Genomic DNA, 15,429 nt, shown 5'->3' with positions numbered 1-15,429 from the left:
GATGACGCTGCCTGCTCGCGGTCCCAGGTCCACGTGGCTGTCCTCCCCCGCCCTGCCCCGGTGGCTGGGCGTGGGCGTGGGCCTGCTGCTCGCGGTGGGCACGGCGGTGACGGGCGGCGCGCCGGGCCCGGGCGAGCGGGCCCTGTATGACTTCGCGGTGAGCCGGCTCCTCCCGCCGCTGCCGCCCACCGCGGACCTGGTGCTGGTGGAGGTGGACGACCGCGCGCTCGCGGCGCTGGGCGAGCGCTGGCCGCTGTCGCGCGCCACCTGGGCGAAGGCCTTCCAGTCACTGGCGGCCTACCGTCCCAACGCGGTGGTGGTGGACGTCCTCTTCGACGCGCCGGAGTCCCGCGACGCGCTGGACCTGGGCGAGGACGTGCTGGAGCGCCTGCGCGCGTCGGGGCTCGCGGACACGCCCGCGGGCGCGTCGCTGGCCCAGGACCTGGAGGCCCGGCTGTACGCGCAGGACGGTGACGCGCGGCTCACGGAGGCCTTCTCCGGAGCGGGCACCGTCATCCTGGGCAGCATGGCGCTGGCGGAGGACACCGGCGGCGTGCCCGTGCCGGGAGATCCGCTGACGCCGGTGCCCCTGGACGCGGACCGGCTGCGGCTGGGCGCCCGGGGGCTGTCCACGAACCTGGCCCCGCTGCGGCTGGCGGCCTGGGGCAGCGGGACGCTGAACGTGCTGCCGGACGCGGACGGCGTCATCCGGCGCTATCCCTACGCGGTGCGGGTGGCGGGCAGGGCGTGGCCCTCGCTCGCGCTGGCGACGGCGCTGCGCCTGTGGCCGGAGCGTTCGGAGGCGCTGCTGCGCGTGGCGTCCACCGACGACGGCGCGCCCCTGATGCGGCTGCCCGCGCCGGACTGGCTGCCGCGCGTGAGCCTGGCGGACGTGCTGGCCGCGGGGCCGTCCTCCGTGGGGCTGGACCTGGCGCTCCGGGAGAAGACGGTGTTCGTGGGCGTCACCGCCACGGGGCTGCACGGACAGAGCACCCTGCCCGGCCAGCTCGCGGTGCCGGGCGTGGAGATCCACGCCTTCGCGATGGACAACCTGCGCACCGGCCGGGTGCTGCGAGCCACCGGGCCCGCGGAGCTCGTGGGCCTGGTGGAGACGTCGCTGGTGCTGGGCCTGCTGCTGTGGCGCAGGGGCCGCGCGCGGAGCCTGGGCGCGGTGGTGGCCCAGGCCGCGCTGCTCGTCGCCGCGCACACGGTGTTCGTGGGCTGGCTCCTGGCGGACCCGGGCTGGGTCGTGCCGCTCCTGCCCGCGGGGGTGGGCGTGGTGCTCGTGACGCTGGCGGAGGCCGTGGCGCGCACCGACGACCTCCAGCGGCAGAGCGGCGCCCTCAAGCGCCTGTTCGGCCGGTTCCCTCGCGAGCCAGCCCCTCCGCCCTCCGAGGCACATGACGCGGGTACGGCCCCGGGCGCGGCGGCCTCCGGGGCGTCACGCCCGCTGCCGGGGGACCCGCGGTCCTGACGCGGACGTTGTCCGTCGTGGAAATCCCCTAGTGTCTCGCACCGTCGGCCCATGGACGGGCGGCCCTCACTTGGACAAAGGGCCAGGGTACGCAACGGCGATGCGCGTGGCAGCATGAGCGGACCGCCATGCCTCGCTACGCCCTCATCGCCGAACCGGATCGCCATCGTGCCGCGGGACTGCTCGCGCTGACGCAGCAAGAGGGGCTGGAGGGCGCGGTGGCGCGCGATGGCGCGGAGGCCCAGGAGCTGGTGCGCCAGCGCGGCGCGCCCACGCTGCTGGTGACGGACCTGGCGCTGCCCCGGGTGGACGGGTTCGCGCTGCTGGCGTGGCTGCGGGGCCGCTCGGACGCGCGCGACACGGCCGTGATGGTGGTGACGGCGTTCGACGAGCTGCGCGTGCGCGCGTGGCAGCTCAAGGACGCGCTGGGCATCCACGCCCTGCTCAGCCGGCGCGCGGGGCCGGAGGCGATGCGCGACGGCGTGCGGCGCGCGCTCGCGGGACAGCTCGCGGGCCACGGCCAACTGGAGCTCAACGCGGACGAGGAGAAGCGGCGGCTCGCGCGCATCGACGCGCTGAGGCTGGTGGACCCGAACCTGCCCGAGCAGGAGCTCCAGGAGCTGGTGGCGGAGGTGGCGCAGGCCTTCGGGGTGCCCGTCGCGCTGCTGACGCTGGTGCTGGGGGACAAGCAGTGGTTCAAGGCGCACGTGGGGCTGCCCGCGGCGCTCGCCAAGGACCGGGGCACGCCGCGCGACTGGGCCTTCTGCCACCACGTGGTGCAGGGCCGCGAGGCCCTGGTGGTGCCGGACGCCACGCGCCACCCGGTGTTCTGGGACAACCCGCTGGTGCGCGACGGCATCGTCGGCAGCTACGCGGGCGCGCCGCTCATCACCTCCACCGGGGACGTGCTGGGCTCGCTGTGCGTCATCGACACGCGGCCGCTGATGCTGGGCCCGGAGGACCTGGCGGCGCTGCGGGAGCTGGCGGGCCGCGTGGCGGAGGACCTGGAGCACTCGTCGGGGCGGGCACGGCCTCCTCCCGCCCTGCCGCGTCCCCAGGCCGCGGCGGAGCCGGTGCTCAGCGAGGCGGCGGCGCTGGCGCTGGTGCGCGAGGCGGTGAGCGCCCTGGAGGCGCCGGTGCTGGTGGTGGCGCCGGGCCGCAAGCCCTTCGCCGCCAACGCGGCGCTGGCGGAGCTGCTGGGGCTGCCGGAGGAGCGGCTGTCGGGCATGGCCTTCGATTCGTTGTGCCAGCACATCGCGAGCCTGACCGCGGACCCCGGCGGCACGCTGCGGCAGTTGGACCTGGCGGCGGAGAGCTCGCGCGGGCTGCACCTGACGCTGTCGCTGGAGCGGCCCCGGCCGCGCGTGGTGCGCTGGGTGGCGCGGCCCTTCCTGGTGCCCGGGGGCGTCGCGCAGCTCCTGTCGCTGATGGACCTGGGCATCGGCGCGGACCTGAAGGGCAAGCGCGAGCGGCTCCTGCGCCAGGACGCGCTCACCGGGCTGGACACCCGGCGCTTGGGCGAGGAGCGGCTGGCCAAGGAGATTGGCCGCTGCCGCCGGGAGGGCCTGCCCATCAGCCTGCTCCTGGTGGACCTGGTGGAGCTGGGCGCCATCAACCGCGCGCGCGGCTACGACGCGGGCGACACGGCGCTGCGGGAGCTGGCCCGGCGCGCGGAGGAGCTCTGTCCTCCCCCGGGCTTCGGGGTGCGCTGGACGGGGGACACCCTCCTGCTCGCGATGCCCGGGGCGGACGCCGTGGTCGCGGAGGCCGCGCGCCAGCAGCTCCACGACGTCCCCGCCCAGCCCGCCTGCGTGTCCATCGCCGTGACGGTGCAGGGAGAAGAGGATCCGCACGGCACCCTCGCCCGCGCCCACGCCGCGCTGGTCCGGGCGAAGTCGGAGCGCAAGCCGGCGCCTCCGCGCGATTGAAGCCGCCCCCGGGCGCGGCCGGCGGAAAACCTGTCCGACTGTCGGACAGGTTTTCAGGCGGCGGTCCCCGCCCCCGGCGACAAGCCCGGCTGATGGGTGGCATGGCCCCTGCCTGCCGGGCCGGGGGGCCTGGGGGGCGTCAATGGCGTGAAAACCCCGGGGGCGCTGGCTATCGAAGGGCTTTTCCGCCCCCCGTGGCGCGAGGGTCCCCCCGATGATCCCCTTCTCCGTCCTCGACCTGTCCCCCGTCATCTCCGGGGGCGACGCCGGCCTCGCCCTCCGCAACAGCCTGGACCTGGCCCGCCACGCGGAGGCGTGGGGCTACAAGCGCTTCTGGCTGGCCGAGCACCACAACATGACGGGCATCGCCAGCGCGGCCACGTCGGTGGTCATCGGGTACGTGGCGGGGGGCACGAAGACGATCCGCGTGGGCGCGGGCGGCGTGATGCTGCCCAACCACGCGCCGCTCATCATCGCGGAGCAGTTCGGCACCCTGGAGACGCTCTACCCCGGCCGCATCGACCTGGGCCTGGGCCGGGCGCCGGGGACGGATCAGCGCACCTCCGCCGCGCTGCGCCGGGGGCTGGGGGGCGCGGACAGCTTCCCGCAGGACGTGGTGGAGCTGCAGAACTACTTCAAGGACCCCACGCCGGGACAGGCCGTGCGCGCGGTGCCGGGCGCGGGCCTGCACGTGCCGCTGTGGCTCCTGGGCTCCAGCACCTTCAGCGCGCAACTGGCCGCGGCCCTGGGGCTGCCCTTCGCGTTCGCGTCGCACTTCGCGCCCGCGCAGATGATGAGCGCGCTGCACCTGTACCGCACGCAGTTCCGCCCGTCGGACGTGCTCCAGAAGCCGTACGCGATGATCGGCGTCAACGTCTTCGCCGCGGACACGGACAAAGAAGGGCAGCGCCTCTTCACGTCGCTGCTCCAGGCCTTCCTCAACCTGCGCCGGGGCCGGCCGGGCCCGCTGCTGCCGCCGGTGGACAGCCTGGATGGTCAGCTCAACGAGATGGAGCTGGCGGAGATCGAGCACATGCTGGCGTGCACCGTGGTGGGCTCGCCGGACAGCGTGCGCGAAGGCCTCCAGTCGCTCCTGGAGCAGACCGGGGCCGACGAGCTGATGGTGACCGCGCAGATCTTCGACCACGCGGCGCGGCTGCGCTCCTTCGAGATCGTCTCCCAGGTGCGCGAGCAGCTCACCGCCGCGGACACGCGGCCCGCACCGTCCCCGCAAGCCGCGCGATGAGCTGGGCGTCGTGGCTGCCGAAGACGCGGCGCGAGCCGCCCGGCAGCCCTAGCACCAGGTAGTGGGTGTCCTCCACCACGAGCAGCGCGGCCATGGACGCGAAGAGGCCCAGGGCGGTGAGGCCCAGGCCCGCCTCGTACGCGCCCTTCAGCGCCGACACGCTCACGGACAGCCAGGACAACAGCGGCAGCCCCAGCGCCGCGGCCAGGCCCACCGCGAGCAGGTAGGGCCACACCTTCGGGGTGCGGCGCGCGGTCTCCACCTGGAGCACGTCGCGCAGCGCCCAGCTCTGGCCGCCCACGACGAGCCGCTCGCCGGTGACGCGGACCTGGCCCGCATGGAAGAGGGAGGTCTCCCCGGCGTCCGGCACCGGAGCCACCGGGCGGCGCTCCGCTTCACGCAGGGGGACAACGGGGCGCAGCACGGTGACGACGGCCATCGGTTCACCCATGGGTGGTCTCCAGCAAAGGGAAGTGCGAGCGCAGGAGGGCGCGAAGCTCATCGAGCGGGCGGCCCAGCGCGAAACATGCCCGGGCCCCCTGACACAGGGCGCGGGACACCAGGCGCTCGTCCGCGAAGGGCAGCAGGACGACGACGGGCGCGGCGGCGGCGCAGACCCGCGCGTGCGTCAGCACCGGGAGGATGGCCTCCCCACGCTCCACGTGCGCCAGCACCAGGTCCGGCCGGGCCGCGTCCCCCGCGTCCAGGAACAGGGCGATGCCCAGGTCGCCCAGCACGTCCGCCAGCAGCGACGCCAGGGACTCATCCGCACCGAGCAGCAGGGCCCGGGTTGTGCGCAGGGACGCCACGGCCCCACGTCACAGCAAGCGACATGCCGGAACCACCGTCCCCCGGGGCCACCGAGTGATCACCCGTGGACCGTGGCAATCCGCCATCCCCCCGTGGCGCATTGCCACGCCCCCTGGCGTGACGCGCCTACCGCTCCCGCTCGCGGCGATGGATGGTGGACACATCGATGCCCAGCAGCTCCGCGGCGCGGGTCTTGTTCCCGCCGCAGTGCTGGACCATCCAGTGGATGTACTCCCCCTCCAGCTTGCGCAGGGTCCACACGCCCTCCCGCGCCTGGGCGAAGGGCGTGGCCTCCTCCGCCGAGAGCACCGGCGCGTGGGGCCGCAGGTCCTCCAGCGTCACCGTCTCCCGGGGCACGAGCACCACCAGCCGCTCCACCAGGTTCTCCAGCTCGCGCACGTTGCCCGGCCAGGGCATGGCGCCCAGCGCGGCCACCACCTCCGGTGACAGCGACGTCACCCGGGAGCGCGGGTTGCGCGCCCGGGAGCGGGCGGTGAAGTGCTCCACCAGTTGGGGGATGTCCTCCCGGCGCTCCTTCAGCGAAGGCACCCGCAGCGTGACGACGTTGAGCCGGTAGAAGAGGTCCGCGCGGAAGCGCCCCTCCCGCACGCGCGCCTCCAGGTCCTGGTGCGTGGCGGCGACCACGCGCACATCCACGGTGCGGCTGGCATCCGAGCCCACCGCGCGCACCTCGCCGTCCTCCAGCACGCGCAGGAGCCGCGCCTGGAGCTCCGTGGGCATGTCGCCAATCTCGTCCAGGAACAGCGTGCCGCCGTGCGCCTCCACGAACAGGCCGCGCCGCACGGACGTGGCCCCGGTGAAGGCGCCCTTCACGTGGCCGAACAGCTCGCTCTCCAGCAGCGGCCCCGGCAGCGCGGTGCAGTTGACGGCCACGAAGGGGTTGGCCGCGCGCGGGCCCTCGACGTGGAGGGCGCGGGCCACCAGCTCCTTGCCGCTGCCGCTCTCCCCCCGGAGCAGCACCGGGGCCGCCGCGTGCGCCACGCGGTCGATGAGCTCGTACAGCCCGCGCATGGGCGCGCTCCTGCCCACCAGCGCGCCCAGGCCGGAGCGCTCCTGCGAGGCCTGCTTCAGCGCCCGGTGCTCCGCGCGCAGCCGCCGGTCCTCCAGCGCGCGGCCCAGGTACAGCCGCACCTCGTCCAGGCGGAAGGGCTTGGTGAAGTAGTGGTAGGCGCCCCGGCGCATCGCCTCCACCGCGCTCTCCACGCCGCCGAAGGCCGTCATCAAGAGCACGGGCAGCGCCGGGTCCACCGCGCGGGCGGCGTCCAGCACGTCCAGGCCGTCCACCTTCTCCATGCGCAGGTCCGTCAGCACCGCGTCGTACACGCGGGAGCGGATGAGCGTCAGCGCCTCCTGCCCGCCCGTGGCCAGGTCCACCGTCCAGCCCGCGTCGGCCAGGGGCTCCTGGAGCATGCGCCCCATCTCCACGTGGTCGTCCACCACGAGGATGCGCGCGTCAGACGGCGAGTCGCTCGGCATTTCGTTCCTCTGGGACGGCGCGGGCCACCGGCCACAGCACGGTGACGCGGGTGCCCTGCCCCGGCGTGCTCTCCAGCTCCACCCGTCCGCCGTGGTTGCGCACGACGTGGGCCACCATCGTCAGCCCCAGCCCCGTGCCCTGCCCGCGCTTCTTCGTCGTGAAGAACGGGTCGAACACCTGGTTGAGGCGCTCCTTCGGGATCCCGCACCCGTCGTCGCGCACGGTGAGCGCGACCAGGCCCCACGTGCCCTCCTCCGGGCCCGCCAGCGCGGAGGCCGAGACCTCCACCGCGCCGCCCTCGCTGCACGCGTCGCACGCGTTGAGCGTGAGGTTGAGCAGCACCTGCTGGAGCTGATCCGCGTCCGCCGCCAGCGCGGGCACGGACTCCGGCACGTCCACGCTCAAGCTCACCCGCCGCCGCTCCGCCTCCACCCGCAACAGCTCATGCACGCTCCGGGCGAGCGGCCCCAGCGACACCGGCCGCACCATCGCCGGCTGCAGGCGCGAGAAGTCCAGCAACTGGCGCAGCGTGCGGCTCACCCGGTCGATCTGCTCGACGATGACGCCCAGCCCCGGCCCCTGGGGGTGCGAGGCGCCCAGCTTGCTTTGCACGTACTCCGCCCGGCCGCGCACCACGCCCAGCGGCGTGCCGATCTCATGCGCGATGCCCGCCGCCAGCACGCCCACCGTGGCCAGCTTCTCCGCGCGCAGCAACTGCGTCTCCAGCGCGCGCACGTCGCTCAGGTCCTCCACCACCAGGAGCGCGCGCGTCTCCTCCTTCGGGTCCTCCGCGGTCAGCGGCACCGCGTGCAGGTTGTACGTGCCCTCGTCGCCGAAGAGCGCCAGCGGTTCGCCCAGCAGGCTCAGCGGCCGGTCCTCCTTGCGCGCGGACGCCACCAGCGCGGAGAGCCGCTCCACCACCGGCGCGGGCGCCCCGGGGAACGCGGACGCCAGCGGCGCGCCCGTCACGTTGCCGGGCACGCGCGAGCGCAGGGCCTGGTTGACGGCGCTGATCCGCCCGTCCTCCGTCAGCGCGAGGACGCCCGTGGGCAGGTGGTCCAAGATCTTCCGCGTCCGGTCATGGAGCGCGGCGAGCTGGGCCGCGTGCCGGCGGCTCTCCGTCAGCGCCACCGCCCTGCGCCGCGCCAGCACCACGTACACCGCGAAGGTCACCAGGAAGAACGCCACCAGCGCGCCCGCGCCCAACAGCCGCACCACCAGCGACTGCTCGTGCGAGCGCAGCGCCGCGGTGGACACCAGCGTCGCCACCGCCCAGTGGCTGCCGCCGCGCATGCGGATGGGCGTGTAGACGGCCACCACCTCCGCGCGCCCCAGCCCCAGCCGCTCCGCCTCCTGCTCGGACAGGGGCAGCATGCCGCGCGCGCCGGCCTTCAGCCGGGACACCAGGAACGCGAAGCCCGGCACCCCGGCGTCCTTCTGGCCCACGCGGGCGAACCACTCCGCCAGGGCCGGGTCGCTCGCGGGCGTGGGCTGGCCGTGCGTGCCCACGAGCAGCATCCGCGCCTCCAGGTCCGAGGTGACGATGCGCAGCGGCGCGAAGAACGTCTCCGTGTCCACCAGCACCGCCACCGCGCCCTCGGGCTTGCCGTCCGTCGCGGGCAGCGCGGTGGCCAGGATGCGCAGCCAGCCGCCGTTGGCCGCGTCCAGGATGGGCGACGTGGTGAGGTCCCCCGGCGGACGCAGGAGCGCGCGGCGCGCCGTGCCGGCCATCTCCGCCACCAGCCCTTCACGCGACAACTGCGGGTCCGGCTTGCGGTCCAACAGCAGGAGCCGCTCCGCGCCGTCGCCGTCGTATGCCGCGATGGCCTTGTACTGGCCCACCGCCTCCAGCAGCGCGCGCAGCTCCCGCCGGTGCTCCGCCAGGCTCCCCGGCTGGGACATCAGCTCCCCGGCGAAGCGCAGGTTCTTGCCCACCTCCTCCAGCGAGTCCGTGACGCCGCCCACCGCCTCGTCCAACTGCTTCTGCCGGTCCCCCGCGAACTGCTCCACCAGCGCCGTCCGGCTGCGCTTCACGAGCGTCCAGACCCCCACCCCCACGCTCGCCAGCGCGGCGCACAAGAGGAGGATGGGCAGGAGCGTGGACCGCATGGGTGACCCGCAACCTAACCCGTTGGGTGGGTCCAAGTCCTTGTTTCCAATAGCTTTTATCCCACCTGCCCTCCGGTACTTGCCCGTTGACGAACCGCGTCGCCGAGTGCTACCTACCGGTCGGTAGGTGGAGTGACCTACCGGTCGGTAGGTCGACTTAACCCGGCAGCGGCAGGCAGGCCGGCAAGGGAAGGCACGCATGACACCCACGGGGCGCAAACCGGACGAGGGCGAGCGGTACCGGGCCATCCTGGAGACGGCGGCGCGGCTCATCTGCGAGCGCGGCTACGAGGGCACGTCGATGCAGGAGATCGCCGCCGCGTGCCGGATGACCAAGGCGGGGCTCTACCACCACATCCAGAACAAGGAGCAGTTGCTCTTCGCCATCATGAACTACGGCATGGACGTGTTCGAGGAGCAGGTCCTCGCGCCCGTCCAGGACGTGGCGGATCCGGTGGAGCGGCTGCGCCAGTGCATGCGGCAGAACATCCACCTGGTGACGAGCGGCCGCAGCAAGGAAGTCATCATCATCCTCCACGAGCACGCCACGCTCACCGGTGAAGCGCGCGAGTACATCGACCGGCGCAAGAAGCGCTACGTGCGCTTCCTGGAGGACGCCTTCGCGGAGGCCAACCGCCTGGGCCGCCTGCGCGGCGTGGTGGACCCCACGGTGGCGGCGTTCTCGTTCCTGGGGATGATCCTCTGGGTCTACAAGTGGTTCAAGCCGGACGGGCGCCTCACCGAGGAGCAGATCGCCGACGGCATGGTGGAGCTGCTCTTTCCCTCCGGAGCGGCGGCCGTGAGCGCCCCGGCCCCTTCCGGTGAAGACGCGCCCGCGCTGCGCATGGTGCCGCGCGCCGCTTCCAGCTCCGGTCCTGGAGGAGAGCCCCAGTGAACCGCGCCCGTTGGAGTTCCCTGCCGGAGGCGGTGGCCTCCATCCCGGACGGCGCGTCGCTCGCGGCCGGGGGGTTCATGCTGGGCCGCGCGCCCATGGCGCTGGTGCTGGAGCTGGTGGCCCAGGAGAAGCGCGGCCTGCAGCTCATCTCCCTGCCCAACCCGCTGCCGGCGGAGTTCCTGGTCGCGGGCGGGTGCTTGAAGCGCGTGGAGCTGCCCTTCGGCGCGCTGGTGCTGGAGAACCGCGTGCGTCCCCTGCCCTGCCTCAAGCGGGCCATCGAGGCGGGCGAGATTGAGTGGCGCGAGCACGACGGCTACCGCGTGGTGCAGCGGCTGCGCGCGGCGTCCATGGGGCTGCCGTTCATCCCCGCGCCGGACGCGGACGTGTCGGAGCTGGCGGAGGTGGACGCGCCGCGCACGGTGGAGGACCCGTTCACCGGCCGCCGCGTGCCGGTGGAGCCCGCGTACTACCCGGACGTGGCGCTCATCCACGCCCGGGCCGCGGACGACAAGGGCAACCTGCTGATTGAAGACCCCACCACGGACCTGCTCGTCGCGGGCGCGGCGAAGCGGATCATCGCCACGGTGGAGGAGCGCGTGCCCAGGCTGTCGCGCGTCACCATTCCCGCCTTCCAGGTGGAGCGCGTGGTGCTCGCCCCCGGCGGCGCGCTGCCCACGGGCTGCCTGGGCCAGTACCCGCATGACGACGCGATGCTCGCGGCCTACCTGGCCGCGGCGGACGCGGGCGACGCGAAGGGCTTCCTCATGTCGCTGCGCGCGACGCGGAGCGCGGCATGACGACGACGACGGTGGACGCGACGCCCGCGGAGACGGTGGTGTCGCTGCTGGCGCGGGAGATCGAGGACGGCTCGGTGGTGGCCACGGGCGTGGCGTCGCCGCTGGTCATCCTGGCCATCGCGGTGGCCCGGGCCACGCACGCGCCGGGGCTGACGTACCTGGCGTGTGTCGGCTCGTTGGATCCGGCGCTGCCGGAGCTGTACCCGTCGTCCGAGGACCTGCGCTACCTGGACGGGCGCTCCGCGGAGGTGAGCATCGCGGACCTGTTCGACCACGCGCGGCGGGGCCGGGTGGACACGGTCTTCTTCGGCGCGGCGGAGGTGGATCCGGCGGGCCGCACCAACATGACGGCGTCCGGCAGCCTGGACAAGCCGCGCACCAAGTTCCCCGGCGTGGCGGGCGCGGCGACCTTGCGTCAGTGGGTGAAGAACCCGGTGCTGCTGGTGCCCCGGCAGTCGCGGCGCAACCTCGTCCCCCAGGTCCAGGTGGCCACCACGCGCGACCCCAGCCGTCCGGTGCGGCTCATCTCCGACCTGGGCACGTATGAGCTGGGCAGCCCTCGTGGGGCGAGGCTGTTGTCGCGTCACCCCTGGGCCACGGTGGACGGCATCGCCGAGCGGACCGGCTTCGAGTTCGCGGTGCCGGACGCCCTGCCCGTCACCCCGCTTCCGGACGCGCGCACGGTGTCGGCCATCCGCGCGCTGGACCCCCGCAACCTGCGCGACGCGCTCGTCGGCGGCTGAAAAGCACTGCTCCCCCACCTTCAAAGCCACACGGAAAAGAGGCACCGCATGGAAGCCGTCGTTCTTCGCCAGTTCGGCAGTGCAGAGAACCTGCGCCTGGAGACCGTGCCGGTCCCCCGGCCGGGCAAGGGCGAGGTGCTGCTGAAGGTCCACGCGTGCGGCGTCTGCTACCACGACGTCATCAACCGCCGCGGCAACCTGCCCCGCACGCACGTGCCCGCCATCCTGGGCCACGAGGCCGCGGGCGAGGTGGTGGAGGTGGGCCCGGACACGGTGGGCTGGAAGGTGGGCGACCGCGCGGCGACGCTGCAGCGCATGTCCTGCGGCGAGTGCGCGCTGTGCCTCTCCGGCCGCAACAGCCTGTGCAAGACGGACAACCGCTTCTTCGGCGAGGAGCTCCAGGGCGGCTACGCGCAGTTCATGGTGGCCCCGGTGCGGGGCCTGGGCCGCGTGCCGTCCGACCTGCCCTGGGCGGTGGCCGCCACGGTGTGCTGCACGCTGGGCACCGCCGTGCACACGCTGCGCACGCGGGCCAAGGTGAAGGCCGGTGAGACGGTCCTCATCACCGGCGCCAGCGGCGGCGTGGGCCTGGCCGCCGTGCAGTTGGCCAAGGTGGACGGGGCGCGCGTCATCGCCATCACCTCCGGCGAGGCGAAGGTGGCGGCCCTCAAGGAGGCGGGCGCGGACGAGGTGATCGTGTCGCGCGGCCTGGACTTCGGTTCGGAGGCGCGCAAGCGCACGCAGGGCCAGGGTGTGGACGTGGCGGTGGAGATCGTCGGCAGCGCCACGTTTGATCAGACGCTCAAGGCCATGGCGCCCGGTGGGCGCGTGGTGGTGGTGGGCAACCTGGAGTCGGGGGTGGTGAACCTCAACCCGGGCCTGGTCATCGTGAAGGAGCTGGAGATCCTGGGCGCGTACGCGACGACACGCGAGGAGCTGGACGAGTCGCTGCGGCTGACGGCCCGGGGCCTCATCCGCCCCTTCGTGTCGGAAGAGGTGGCGCTGGCGGACGCGGGCCGCGCGCACTTCCGCCTGGAGAACCGGGAAGTGGCGGGCCGGCTGGTGCTGGTGCCGCCCGCGGCGTGAGGCCCACTGGATTCGCGACCTTTTGACTTGAGGAGTTCCCCATGAAGAAGCGGGTTGGAATCGAAGCGCTGGCGGTGGCGGTCCCCCGGCGGTACGTGGACATCGAGGACCTGGCGAGGGCGCGCGGCGTGGACCCGGCGAAGTTCACCGCGGGCCTGGGCGCGAAGGAGATGGCGGTCAACGACCCCGGTGAGGACTCCGTGTCGCTGGCGGCCACGGCGGCCGCGCGCCTCATCCAGCAGCAGGGCGTGGACACCTCCAAGCTGGGCATGCTGGTGGTGGGCACGGAGACGGGCGTGGACCACTCCAAGCCCATCGCGTCGCACGTGCACGGGTTGCTGAAGCTTCCGCGCGGCATGCGCACGTTCGACTCGCAGCACGCGTGCTACGGCGGCACGGCGGGCCTGATGGCGGCGGTGGAGTGGATCGCCTCCGGCGCGGCGGCGGGCCGCTCCGCGCTGGTGGTGTGCACGGACATCGCGCGCTACGGCCTGAAGACGGCGGGCGAGCCCACGCAGGGCGGCGGCGCGGTGGCGCTGCTGGTGTCGGAGACGCCGGACCTCTTGGCGGTGGACGTGGGGCTCAACGGCGTGAGCACCGCGGACGTGTACGACTTCTGGCGGCCAGTGGGCCGGCGCGAGGCGCTGGTGGACGGGCACTACTCCATCACCTGCTACCTGGACGCCATGGCCGGCGCGTACCGGGGCTGGCGCGAGCGCGCCATGGAGCAGGGGCTGGTGCGCTGGGACTCGAAGCTGCCCAGCGAGCAGTTGGCGCGCATCCTCTACCACGTGCCCTTCTGCAAGATGGCGCGCAAGGCGCACGCGCAGGTGCGGCTGTGCGACCTGGAGGACTCGGGCAACGGGCCGGCCACGCCCGAGGCGCGCGACGAGGCGGCGAAGTCGCAGGCCAGCTACGACGCGCAGGTGGCGAAGTCGCTGGGGCTGAACGCGCGGGTGGGCAACGTCTACACGGCGTCGCTGTACCTGGCGCTCGCGGGCCAGTTGCACGCGGAGGGCGCGGCGCTGGCGGGCCAGCGCATCGGCCTCTTGTCCTACGGCAGCGGCTCCTGCGCGGAGTTCTACTCCGGCGTCGTGGGTGAGAAGGCCGCGGAGCGCATGGCCCGCGCGGACCTGGACACGGTGCTGGCCAAGCGCGAGCGCGTGTCGGTGGAGGAGTACGAGCGCCTGATGAACCTGCCCTACGACGCGCCGGAGGCGATTGCCCCGGAGCCGGGCACGTTCCGGCTGGCGGAGATCCACGAGTTCCGCCGCAAGTACGCGGGGGCGTAGGGCTCCACGGCTTCCAGGCAGTCCCTACGGGCGATGCGCGCTTCAAGAGCGTGCATCGCCCGTTCGCGTTCGCAGGGTCAGAGCGAATCGAACTCGTCCGAGAACAGCAATCGCTGTCCCAGGATCGCCAGCTCCAGGAAGGCCACGAATTCACCATCCTTCCCCTTCAGCGACCGGACCCCGATGGCGGGACTGATCCGGATCAAGCCCTTGTAGTTCTCGGACGAGGCCGTCGCGACCGAGAGGTAGGCATTGATCCTGAACAGCCCAAGGAACCGCTCCTCGCCAGTCCCAATCAGCAGATCCGGTCCGGCGCTCAGTCGCCAGTTCCCGCGGGCTTCATCGACCCCGCCGATAAAGGCCGCGAGCTGGACTCCGTTTGAATGAGCGGGTCCCTTGAAGACCGCTTCATTGCACACCTCGCTCGGCACCGTCGTGGAGGGGTCGTCGTCCAGGGGAACATCGCCCTCGGGCCGGCACCAGCTCACCTTCTCCTTCGATGCCGTCCACTCCGAGCGGTAGTTGGCGAGCCCCTCCAGCGTCAAGGAGACCGGCCCGCGAGCAAGAATGCTCGAGAAGGCGGCGCCAGCCTTCCCGATGACTGGCGTCTTGGACTGCTCGAGCAGGACACCCGCCCCCTGCGAGCGGGCCTCCCGGTATTTGAACGAGGCCCTCCCGACCTTCATGCCCAGCCGGGCGTTCCAGGGCGGAAACCGTCGGACGAAGGGACTCTCGGCCTCCAGGTACATGCGATTGCCGGCCGCACACAGGTTCTCCGTAGGAAAACCCACCGGATCCTCAAGGGGCCAGCCAGGGAGCGTGCACCCCTCACGGCCATAATCGGCGCACCGCGCATCGCATGCCTTCGCGGCCTCCAGCTTCTTCTCGATGCTCACCCCCAGGTCCGGCTCCTGTTCCGCTGCCCGAGCCATCTCCTGCTGCCCCCCACAGAACGCCTCGGGTGGCACGCTGAAGAGCGCCTGGCCTGCCCGGTCCTTGAGGTACGTCATCCTGCTCTCGCAGAACGTCTTCACATCCGGCGTGCTGGACACCCCGCACATCTGCTTGCAGTGGGCATAGGCGCTGTCCTTGGCCCTCGTAATCGGGTGCTCGTCGCCAGGGCCAATGAACTCGTCAGCATCGCTGATGCCACTGGCCGCCGCGGTCACGCCCAGGGTCCACGGCAGGGAATCGCCGGATTCGCCAGAGCCAGCGCCCCAGAAGGTGGCAATCCCATTCGTGGTGCTGACTTCATAGGTCCCCGTCACGGACATATCGACTTGTTCAGTGGCCGCCCAGATTGTGCCCGCCCCCACCTTGAACATGCTGTCGCCGCTGGAAGTCGCCTTGATTGACACAGGCAACAGATAGGCGGTGCTCCGCTTTGGACTGGCATCCTCGGCTGCCGCCACGACCAATGGCATGAGCCAGACGAGCCCCCCCATCCCGGTCGCCACCAGGCTCCGGGGTACGCGGCATCCGCTTCCGGTTTAGCCGCCGCTCCCGAGAGAAGCCTCACGCTTCCGTCGTTCGCGCTCTCGGCGCTGCTGG

At 73.0% G+C, this 15,429-nt stretch carries 13 protein-coding genes; 8 read left to right on the top strand and 5 right to left on the bottom strand.

The window, feature by feature from the left end:
- Position 1 precedes the first annotated feature (1 nt).
- The 3 genes from K8612_RS05515 to K8612_RS05505 all read left to right on the top strand — a co-directional run bounded on the left by K8612_RS05515 (position 2) and on the right by K8612_RS05505 (position 4,648).
- Positions 2-1,474 carry a CHASE2 domain-containing protein gene (locus K8612_RS05515; protein ID WP_223761486.1) on the top strand — a complete coding sequence of 491 codons (1,473 nt, stop codon included), beginning with the start codon at positions 2-4 and terminating at the stop codon, positions 1,472-1,474.
- A gap of 128 nt (positions 1,475-1,602) precedes the next feature.
- On the top strand, positions 1,603-3,402 hold the full coding sequence (locus tag K8612_RS05510; protein WP_223761485.1) for a diguanylate cyclase domain-containing protein: 1,800 nt from the start codon (positions 1,603-1,605) through the stop codon (positions 3,400-3,402).
- 214 nt (positions 3,403-3,616) lie between these two features.
- Positions 3,617-4,648: an LLM class flavin-dependent oxidoreductase gene (locus tag K8612_RS05505; protein ID WP_223740484.1), complete on the top strand. Its 1,032-nt coding sequence runs from the start codon at positions 3,617-3,619 to the stop codon at positions 4,646-4,648.
- Here K8612_RS05505 and K8612_RS05500 read toward each other — a convergent pair.
- From K8612_RS05500 to K8612_RS05485, 4 genes are all read right to left on the bottom strand, one after another.
- Positions 4,599-5,099, bottom strand: coding sequence for a DUF6232 family protein (locus K8612_RS05500; RefSeq protein ID WP_223740485.1), 501 nt, complete (start codon positions 5,097-5,099; stop codon positions 4,599-4,601). The two genes, K8612_RS05505 and K8612_RS05500, sit on opposite strands and share 50 nt — an antisense overlap.
- A complete protein-coding gene (locus K8612_RS05495; RefSeq protein ID WP_223740486.1) occupies positions 5,092-5,457 on the bottom strand; it encodes a DNA-binding response regulator in 366 nt (121 codons plus the stop codon). The genes K8612_RS05500 and K8612_RS05495 overlap by 8 nt, the downstream gene beginning before the upstream one ends.
- A gap of 127 nt (positions 5,458-5,584) precedes the next feature.
- Entirely contained in the window at positions 5,585-6,955 is a 1,371-nt protein-coding gene (locus K8612_RS05490) for a sigma-54 dependent transcriptional regulator (protein WP_223740487.1), read from the bottom strand.
- Positions 6,933-9,065 (bottom strand): nitrogen regulation protein NR(II), encoded by a 2,133-nt coding sequence (locus K8612_RS05485; RefSeq protein WP_223740488.1) that lies wholly within the window; start codon positions 9,063-9,065, stop codon positions 6,933-6,935. Before K8612_RS05485 ends, K8612_RS05490 begins: the two co-directional genes overlap by 23 nt.
- Positions 9,066-9,264: 199 nt before the next feature.
- Here K8612_RS05485 and K8612_RS05480 point away from each other — a divergent pair, with 199 nt between their 5' ends.
- The 5 genes from K8612_RS05480 to K8612_RS05460 are packed head-to-tail and all read left to right on the top strand — an operon-like array spanning position 9,265 to position 13,878.
- Positions 9,265-9,960: a TetR/AcrR family transcriptional regulator gene (locus K8612_RS05480; RefSeq protein WP_223761484.1), complete on the top strand. Its 696-nt coding sequence runs from the start codon at positions 9,265-9,267 to the stop codon at positions 9,958-9,960.
- Entirely contained in the window at positions 9,957-10,757 is an 801-nt protein-coding gene (locus K8612_RS05475) for a CoA-transferase (protein WP_223761483.1), read from the top strand. The genes K8612_RS05480 and K8612_RS05475 overlap by 4 nt, the downstream gene beginning before the upstream one ends.
- Positions 10,754-11,500, top strand: coding sequence for a CoA-transferase subunit beta (locus K8612_RS05470; protein ID WP_223761482.1), 747 nt, complete (start codon positions 10,754-10,756; stop codon positions 11,498-11,500). The genes K8612_RS05475 and K8612_RS05470 overlap by 4 nt, the downstream gene beginning before the upstream one ends.
- Positions 11,501-11,548: 48 nt before the next feature.
- The gene (locus K8612_RS05465; RefSeq protein ID WP_223740492.1) at positions 11,549-12,586 is read left to right on the top strand and encodes a zinc-binding dehydrogenase; all 1,038 of its coding nucleotides are present in this window, start codon (positions 11,549-11,551) and stop codon (positions 12,584-12,586) included.
- 41 nt (positions 12,587-12,627) lie between these two features.
- Positions 12,628-13,878: a hydroxymethylglutaryl-CoA synthase family protein gene (locus K8612_RS05460; RefSeq protein ID WP_223740493.1), complete on the top strand. Its 1,251-nt coding sequence runs from the start codon at positions 12,628-12,630 to the stop codon at positions 13,876-13,878.
- A 77-nt stretch (positions 13,879-13,955) separates the two neighbouring features.
- Here the strand turns inward: K8612_RS05460 and K8612_RS05455 are convergent, their stop codons facing one another.
- Positions 13,956-15,302, bottom strand: coding sequence for a hypothetical protein (locus K8612_RS05455; RefSeq protein ID WP_223761481.1), 1,347 nt, complete (start codon positions 15,300-15,302; stop codon positions 13,956-13,958).
- Between the last annotated feature and the right edge of the window lie 127 nt (positions 15,303-15,429).

Source organism: Corallococcus sp. AS-1-6, assembly GCF_020037015.1.
Classification (GTDB): Bacteria; Myxococcota; Myxococcia; order Myxococcales; family Myxococcaceae; genus Corallococcus.
This window is presented reverse-complemented; position numbering and strand designations above follow the sequence as displayed.

Excerpts from the sequence above, each read along its gene's own strand:
- K8612_RS05515 (WP_223761486.1), top strand. The coding sequence starts at position 2 with ATGACGCTGCCTGCTCGCGGTCCCAGGTCCACGTGGCTGTCCTCCCCC.
- K8612_RS05510 (WP_223761485.1), top strand. The coding sequence starts at position 1,603 with ATGCCTCGCTACGCCCTCATCGCCGAACCGGATCGCCATCGTGCCGCG.
- K8612_RS05505 (WP_223740484.1), top strand. The coding sequence starts at position 3,617 with ATGATCCCCTTCTCCGTCCTCGACCTGTCCCCCGTCATCTCCGGGGGC.
- K8612_RS05500 (WP_223740485.1), bottom strand. The coding sequence starts at position 5,099 with ATGGGTGAACCGATGGCCGTCGTCACCGTGCTGCGCCCCGTTGTCCCC.
- K8612_RS05490 (WP_223740487.1), bottom strand. The coding sequence starts at position 6,955 with ATGCCGAGCGACTCGCCGTCTGACGCGCGCATCCTCGTGGTGGACGAC.
- K8612_RS05485 (WP_223740488.1), bottom strand. The coding sequence starts at position 9,065 with ATGCGGTCCACGCTCCTGCCCATCCTCCTCTTGTGCGCCGCGCTGGCG.
- K8612_RS05480 (WP_223761484.1), top strand. The coding sequence starts at position 9,265 with ATGACACCCACGGGGCGCAAACCGGACGAGGGCGAGCGGTACCGGGCC.
- K8612_RS05470 (WP_223761482.1), top strand. The coding sequence starts at position 10,754 with ATGACGACGACGACGGTGGACGCGACGCCCGCGGAGACGGTGGTGTCG.
- K8612_RS05465 (WP_223740492.1), top strand. The coding sequence starts at position 11,549 with ATGGAAGCCGTCGTTCTTCGCCAGTTCGGCAGTGCAGAGAACCTGCGC.
- K8612_RS05460 (WP_223740493.1), top strand. The coding sequence starts at position 12,628 with ATGAAGAAGCGGGTTGGAATCGAAGCGCTGGCGGTGGCGGTCCCCCGG.
- K8612_RS05455 (WP_223761481.1), bottom strand. The coding sequence starts at position 15,302 with ATGCCATTGGTCGTGGCGGCAGCCGAGGATGCCAGTCCAAAGCGGAGC.